Raw genomic sequence first — 8140 nt, 5'->3', positions numbered from 1 at the left:
AGGCGTGAACCCAGTGTGCTGTAAACCGTGCCCATTTCTAGGCCGATGATGCCGCCGCCCAAAATGAGCATGCGCTTGGGCACTTCTTTGAGTTCCAAAGCACCTGTGCTGTCGACCACGCGTGGGTCGTTGGGCATGAAAGGCAAACGCACAGCTTGAGAGCCTGCAGCGATGATGGCCTTCTTGAAGGCGATCACTTTTTTGCTGCCGTTTTGTTCTTGTGCAGTGCCGGTGGTCTCCGACACTTCGAGGTGGTTGGCACCCACGAATTGACCCAAGCCTCGCACGGTGGTGACCTTACGCATTTTGGCCATGGCAGCCAAGCCACCTGTGAGTTTGCCAATGACTTTTTCTTTGTGGCCGCGCAGCTTGTCGATGTTGACAGCGGGTGTACCGAAGTCCACACCGAGGTCGGCCATGTGGGCCACTTCGTCCATCACCGCTGCGACGTGCAGCAAGGCTTTGGAGGGAATGCAACCCACGTTCAAACACACGCCGCCCAAGGTGGCGTAGCGCTCGACGATAACGACGTTCAAGCCGAGGTCAGCCGCACGGAATGCAGCCGAGTAACCGCCAGGGCCACCGCCCAACACGAGCACATCGCACTCGATGTCAGCAGAACCGCCAAAGGATGAGGCCTTGGGTGCAGGGGCTGATGCCACTGAGGCAGCGGGTGCTGCTGCGGCTGGAGCCGCTGCGGGTGCAGGTGCAGAAGCGGCTGGTGCAGCAGGCGCGGAAGCCGCACCCTCCGCATCCAAGACCAACACAACAGAACCTTGTTTGACCTTATCGCCCAGCTTGATCTTCAACTCTTTCACCACGCCCGCGTGTGACGATGGAATTTCCATCGACGCTTTGTCGGACTCGACAGTGATGAGTGATTGCTCAGCTTTGACGGTGTCGCCCACTTTGACCAGCAACTCAATCACGGCCACTTCGTCGAAGTCGCCGATGTCTGGAACTTGGATATCAATCATTGCCATATCGTTCTCAATCAGTTGGGGACAGAGCAAAGCTTCGCATTGGTCTGTCCCGCAAGTTATTAAAGGAGCACGCGACGGAAGTCGCCGAGGATTTGACCGAGGTACGCGTTGAAGCGTGCCGCTGCTGCGCCGTCGATGACGCGGTGATCCCACGTCAAGCTCAAAGGCAACATCAAACGTGGCACAAATTCTTTGCCGTTCCACACGGGTTCCATGGTGCTCTTGCACACACCGAGGATGGCCACTTCGGGCGCGTTGATGATGGGCGTGAAGTACTTGCCACCAATGCCACCGAGGCTTGAGATGGTGAAAGTTGCGCCAGTCATTTCTGCGGGGCCGAGTTTGCCGTCGCGGGCTTTCTTGGCCAGTTCACCCATCTCTTGGCTGATTTGCAAGATGCCTTTTTTGTCGCAATCACGTATGACGGGCACCATCAAACCATTGGGCGTGTCAGCTGCAAAGCCTATGTGCCAGTAGTTTTTGTAGACCAGTGCATCGCCATCGAGTGAGCTGTTGAACTCTGGGTATTTCTTGAGCGCAGCCACGCAGGCCTTGATCAAAAACGCCAACATGGTGACCTTAACGCTTGCGATATTTCCAGCTTTCGCTGCCTTTTCGTTCTCCAGGTTGGTGGACACGCGGAAGGCTTCGAGGTCGGTGATGTCACAGTCGTCATGGTTAGTGACAGCTGGAATCATGATGGCGTTGCGCAACAGGTTGGCACCGCTGATCTTCTTGATGCGGCCCATTTCTTTGCGCTCGATGGGACCGAACTTGGCGAAGTCGACCTTTGGCCATGGGATCAAACCCAAACCTGCGCCGCCATCTCCTGCAGCACCAGCGGACGCGCTACCCTTGGCGGTTTGCGCCTTGGTTTGTGTTGCACCAGCCATAACGGACTTGGTGAACGTTTGCACGTCGTCTTGTGTGATGCGGCCTTTGTGGCCACTGCCTTTGAGCTCTTCCAGCGGCACACCGAGTTCGCGGGCAAACTTGCGCACGGAGGGGGACGCATGTGGCAAGCCTAAGGTGGGCTCACCAGGAGCGTGCGCTGGTGCGACCACGGCAGCGAACGCTGTTGCACCTGCTATAGGTGCAGCCATAGCGACAGGCGAGGCAATCGCAACTGATGCAGAGCTAGCAGAGGTGGCAACCGCAGATGTCGCAACAGCAACAGGTGCAGCAACAACAGCAGCAGACAAAGAGCCTTCCAAGATAGCCATCAAGTCGCCAATGTTGACTTTGTCGCCCACTTTGACTTTCAACTCTTTGAGCATTCCAGCGTGCGACGATGGAATTTCCATTGACGCTTTGTCGGATTCGATGGTGATGATCGACTGCTCCACCTTGATGGTGTCGCCAGGCTTCACAAACACTTCGATCACCGCCACATCGGTGAAGTCACCAATATTAGGAATGCGAACTTCGATCAAACCCGTGGCACTCGCCGGCGTGGCCAAGGCCACCGCAGCGGTTGCAGCAGGAACAGTGACTGGGGCGGCAGGCACAACAGCGGCAGGAGTCGAAGCAACGGCAGCACCAGCGGCAGCTTCGACCACCAACACAACCGAGCCTTGCTTGACCTTGTCACCGAGCTTGATGCGCAGCTCTTTCACCACACCTGCCGTACTGGATGGAATTTCCATCGACGCTTTGTCGGATTCGACGGTGATCAGTGACTGTTCCGCCTTGACGGTATCACCCACTTTGACCAGCAACTCAATGACTGCGACCTCGTCGAAATCCCCGATGTCTGGGACTTTTACTTCTACCAATGCCATGTTGTGTCTCCCAGATTAAGCGAACAGCGGGTTGATCTTGTCGACTTTGATGTCGTACTTTTTTATAGCTTCAGCCACTTGCGCGACTGGCACAGTGCCTTCTTCGCTGAGGGCTTTGAGTGCAGCCACCACGATGTAGTGGCGATTGACTTCAAAGTGCTCACGCAATTTGCTGCGGAAGTCTGAGCGACCAAAACCGTCAGTGCCCAACACTTTGTAGGTGCGGCCTTTAGGAATAAATGAACGGATCTGTTCGGCATACGCCTTCATGTAATCGGTGGATGCAACCACAGGGCCGACGTAAGGGTCCAACTGAGCAGACACGAAAGGCACCTTGGGTGTTTCGGTAGGGTGCAACAAGTTGTAACGCTCGGCGTCTTGGCCCTCACGTGTCAGCTCGTTAAAGCTTGGACAGCTCCACACGTTGGCAGCGACGCCCCAATCGGCAGCAAGCAAGTCACGTGCAGCGATAGATTCACGCAGGATGGTGCCCGAGCCCAACAAGTTCACGCGTGGTGCTTTTTTGGCACCCTCGCCTTGCAGCAGCAAGTACATGCCTTTGATGATTTGTTCTTCGGTGCCAGCTTTCAGGCCAGGCATCGCGTAGTTTTCATTCAACAAGGTGATGTAGTAGAAGACGTTGTCTTGCTTTTCCACCATGCGCTTTAAACCGTGATGCAGGATGACGCCGACTTCGTGTGCGAAGGTGGGGTCATAAGACACGCAGTTTGGAATGGTGTTGGCCATGATGTGGCTGTGACCGTCTTCGTGCTGCAAGCCTTCGCCGTTCAAAGTGGTACGGCCCGATGTGCCGCCCAACAAGAAGCCGCGTGCTTGCATATCGCCAGCTGCCCAGGCCAAGTCGCCAATGCGTTGGAAACCAAACATCGAGTAGTAAACGTAGAACGGCACCATGATGCGGTTGCTGGTGGAGTAGCTGGTGGCCGCAGCAATCCAGCTCGACATGCCGCCGGCTTCGTTGATGCCTTCTTGCAGTATTTGGCCGGCTTTGTCTTCCTTGTAGTACATCACTTGGTCTTTGTCGACCGGTGTGTATTGCTGACCCGCTGGGTTGTAAATACCGATCTGGCGGAACAAACCTTCCATACCAAAGGTACGGGCTTCGTCAACCAAAATTGGCACCACGCGTGGACCCAAAGCTTGGTCACGCAAAAGCTGCGTGAGGAAGCGCACATAGGCTTGCGTGGTTGAGATTTCGCGGCCTTCAACTGTGGGCTCCATCACCGCCTTGAAGGTCTCAATGGCAGGCACAGTGAAATGCTCTTCAGCTTTGACGCGACGGTGTGGCAAGTAGCCGCCCAAGGCTTTGCGACGGTCATGCAGGTAACGCATTTCTGGTGTGTCGTCGGCGGGCTTGTAAAACGGAATCTTTGACAGCTCGCTGTCTGGAATTGGGATGTTGAAACGATCACGCATGTACTTGATGTCTTCATCCGTGAGCTTTTTGGTCTGGTGAACCGTGTTTTTCCCCTCACCCGCTTTGCCCATGCCAAAACCTTTGACGGTTTTGATCAGCAACACGGTAGGTTGGTCTTTGTGGCTCACGGCCTTGTGATAAGCCGCGTAGACCTTTTGTGGGTCGTGGCCGCCACGTTTGAGGTTCCAGATCTCGTCGTCACTGAGGTGGGCAACCATCTCAAGCGTCCGTGGATCACGGCCAAAAAAGTGTTTGCGCACATAAGCACCGTCGTTGGCTTTGAAGGCTTGGTAGTCGCCATCCAAAGTGTCCATCATGATCTTTCGCAAAGCACCGTCTTTGTCGCGGGCCAAGAGCTTGTCCCATTCACTGCCCCACAAGAGCTTGATGACGTTCCAACCAGAGCCACGAAATTCACCCTCTAGCTCTTGCACGATCTTGCCGTTGCCTCGCACAGGACCGTCCAAACGTTGCAAATTGCAGTTGACCACGAAGATCAGGTTGTCGAGGTTTTCGCGCGCAGCCAAACCGATCGCACCCAAGGATTCGACTTCGTCCATTTCGCCGTCGCCGCAGAACACCCAGACTTTGCGGTTTTCTGTATTGGCGATGCCACGTGCGTGCAAGTACTTCAAGAAACGCGCTTGGTAAATGGCCATCAATGGGCCGAGGCCCATAGACACAGTGGGGAACTGCCAAAACTCAGGCATGAGTTTGGGGTGCGGGTAGCTGGACAAACCTTTGCCATCCACCTCTTGACGAAAGTTGAGCAACTGATCTTCTGTCAAACGACCTTCGAGGTAAGCGCGGGCGTAAACGCCGGGCGAAACGTGTCCCTGTATATACAGGCAGTCGCCACCGTGGTTCTCGTTTTCAGCGTGCCAAAAGTGGTTAAAACCTGCGCCAAACATGTGAGCCAATGACGCAAAAGAGCCAATGTGCCCCCCGAGGTCGCCACCGTCGGCTGGGTTGTGGCGGTTGGCCTTGACCACCATTGCCATCGCATTCCAACGCATGTAGGCACGCAGGCGTTCTTCAATTTCAATGTTGCCAGGGCAATGGGCCTCTTGGTCGGGTTCGATGGTGTTGACATACCCCGTGGTGGCCGAAAACGGCATGTCGATGCTGTTCTCGCGTGCGTGTTCAAGCAGTTGCTCTAACAAGAAATGTGCACGCTCAGGACCTTCTGCATGGATGACGGCGGACAGCGCATCCATCCATTCACGCGTTTCTTGGCTGTCCACATCGGTGCGCAGATCGTTCGGTTGTGCTGACATGTTTGTCTCCTCTTGTTGCACTGTTATCAATCGAATGGGCGAAGTTTCGCACAATTTTAAAAATATTTCAAATAGCGGTCACTGATTTCTTATTATGAAATTTTGTAATTACGATCAAGTGGATATTTTGCAGACATAAACTCACTACACATGTCAAAACCATCCATTGCATCATTGTTCAAGCCCATCGCTGCAATATGGCTCAGCTGGTGGACCCAGCAAACACCTAACCGTCAAGACCGTTTTGCCTTTATGGCGCCGCTTGCTGCAGTAGTTTTGTTTATGGCGGCTATCACCGCAGCATTTTGGTATCTGCGCTACGAAGAACTAGACCGAGAACAGGAGGTTGTTCGTCGCGATGTTGAATATGCTCAACAGCGCATGCGCCTCAGGCTGTTGGACAAACAAGCACAAGTCATGCGCTTGGCCCGCGACATCACCGACGGCGGCACCAACAAAAGAACCTTTAGCACTGACGCCAAAGCCGTCCTGATTCAAACCTTGGAAATGGCAAGCCTGACATGGGTGGACCCCATGCTGCGTGTACAAGGAACTTACACCAGCCCAATTAGTAACACCACGCTGACAGTAGCACCAGGCCAAACCATTGCGCACTCGGAAACCATGCACACGTTTCAGCTGGCCCGTGAATTACAGCAGCCGGTTTATTCACACCCCGTTCTAGAAAAGAACCCTACTACAACGGCCTATGCGTATTTGCAGCTGCATGTGCCAATTTACAACCGAGGCAAATTTGAAGGCGTTCTGATTGCCGAATACAGCATGGAAGGCATGCTACGTTACGCTGTGCCAGTGGAAGTGGCCGAGCGCTACGCCGTGTCGTTGCGCGATGCCAGCAACCTGGTGTTGGCAGGCCAAGCCAACACGGCAAAACCTAAAGTGACTGAGGTGTTGCCTTGGTTGTTCAAAACCAATGCATACGAAGTGCCTATCACTCCCGTGGGCTATGAATTGGCGTTACATGCAGAAGCCTATAGGACCTCATCAGGCTTGGTGGGTAACGGTGTGTTTTGGTTGGTGGTGGCACTCAGCGGCATCACAGCTTGGATGCTAATTGGCACATGGCGGCACACCAAGCACCGCGTTCAAGTGCAGCAAGCCTTGATCGCTGAAACCAACTTTCGCCGTGCCATGGAAAACTCCATCCTGACAGGCATGCGTGCGATGGACCTTAAAGGTCGTATCACTTATGTGAATGCGGCTTTTTGCCAAATGACGGGCTGGACAGAAGAAGAACTGGTGGGCCGCCTCCCCCCATTTCCCTATTGGCCCGACGAAGACCGTGAAACCTTAGAGCGAAAACTCGCTTTAGAGTTGCAAGGTGAAACCACCAGCAGCGGCTTTCAAGTCCGTGTCAAACGTAAAAATGGCGAAGTCTTTGATGCGCGTTTGTATGTGTCACCTTTGATTGATGCACGCGGTCAACAAACTGGCTGGATGACGTCGATGACCGACATCACCGAGCCCAACCGCGTACGGGAACAACTTTCTGCGGCACACGACCGCTTCACCACGGTGCTCGAAGGCTTAGACGCTTCGGTCTCTGTGGCTCCGCTGGGTAGTAAAGAGTTGCTGTTTGCCAACAAGCTTTATCGCCAATGGTTTGCCAGCACCACGCAAGGCCATTTGAACTTGGTCACGCAAGCGGGCCAACCACGCAGCTTGCCCGAGTCAGAGGCCGCTAGCGACGATGCCGAAGACCAAGACGATGGTTTGATGGGCTTACCCACCGAGGGCATGACCGAAACCAACGCCGAGAACTCTGAAATTTACCTACCCGAGTTGGATAAATGGCTTGAAGTGCGCTCGCGGTACCTAAACTGGGTAGATGGCCGTTTGGCACAAATGGTGATTGCCTCTGACATCACCGCACGCCGCCAAGCTGAAGAGCAGGCACGAGCTCAAGCCGAACGCGCACAGTCAGCCAGTCGCCTCATCACCATGGGCGAAATGGCGTCCAGCGTGGCGCATGAACTGAACCAACCTTTAACCGCCATCAACAACTATTGCAGCGGAATGGTGTCGCGCATCAAGGCCAACAACTTGAGTGAGAAAGACTTGCTCAAAGCCTTAGAAAAAACCGCGCACCAAGCGCAACGTGCTGGGCAAATTATTCAGCGTATCCGTAGCTTTGTGAAACGCAGCGAGCCCAACCGTAGCCCCTCCGATGTGGGCGCCATGGTCGCAGAAGCCGTCGAATTGGCAGGTATCGAGATGCGCCGCAGACAGGTGCGCCTAAGCCAAGTTGTGACCGCTCGGCTGCCAGCCGTGAACGTCGACCCGATTCTGATTGAGCAAGTGCTGGTGAATTTGATGCGCAACGCCGCCGAGTCCATTGACCTTGCCAAACGGCCCTTTACCCAGCGCGTCGTAGAGCTTAAAGTAATACCCCGCAAAGAAGACGACCAAGCGGTCATTGAATTTATCGTTACCGACACAGGCGGTGGGTTGCCTCCCGAAGTGTTGGAACGTTTGTTTGAAGCCTTCTTCTCCACCAAGTCAGAGGGTATGGGCATGGGTCTAAATTTGTGCCGTTCTATTGTGGAATCCCACCAAGGGCGCATGAAAGCTGAGAACCTCTACAATGCGGGTGAATTAACGGGCTGCCGCTTTTCCTTCTGGATACCGGTCCGCTAGGTT

The 8140-nt window shown here is 54.5% G+C and carries 4 protein-coding genes; 1 reads left to right on the top strand and 3 read right to left on the bottom strand.

Features of this window, described 5'->3' with window-relative positions; all coding sequences use genetic code 11:
* From ABWP81_RS02845 to aceE, 3 genes are all read right to left on the bottom strand, one after another.
* On the bottom strand, positions 1 to 983 hold a 983-nt coding region (locus ABWP81_RS02845), incomplete at its 3' end, for an FAD-dependent oxidoreductase (RefSeq protein ID WP_353139169.1).
* A gap of 59 nt (positions 984 to 1042) precedes the next feature.
* On the bottom strand, positions 1043 to 2764 hold the full coding sequence (aceF, locus tag ABWP81_RS02840; RefSeq protein WP_353139167.1) for a dihydrolipoyllysine-residue acetyltransferase: 1722 nt from the start codon (positions 2762 to 2764) through the stop codon (positions 1043 to 1045).
* A gap of 15 nt (positions 2765 to 2779) precedes the next feature.
* Positions 2780 to 5479 (bottom strand): pyruvate dehydrogenase (acetyl-transferring), homodimeric type, encoded by a 2700-nt coding sequence (gene aceE, locus ABWP81_RS02835; RefSeq protein ID WP_353139164.1) that lies wholly within the window; start codon positions 5477 to 5479, stop codon positions 2780 to 2782.
* A 150-nt stretch (positions 5480 to 5629) separates the two neighbouring features.
* On the opposite strand from aceE, the gene ABWP81_RS02830 reads away from it, so the two are divergent.
* Positions 5630 to 8137: a PAS domain-containing sensor histidine kinase gene (locus tag ABWP81_RS02830; protein ID WP_353139161.1), complete on the top strand. Its 2508-nt coding sequence runs from the start codon at positions 5630 to 5632 to the stop codon at positions 8135 to 8137.
* The last annotated feature ends 3 nt before the right edge of the window (positions 8138 to 8140 follow it).

This window comes from Limnohabitans sp., from assembly GCF_040401135.1.
Taxonomy (GTDB): Bacteria; Pseudomonadota; Gammaproteobacteria; order Burkholderiales; family Burkholderiaceae_C; genus Limnohabitans.
The sequence above is the reverse complement of the archived record's forward strand: the minus strand, read 5'-3'. Positions and strand labels throughout refer to the sequence as shown.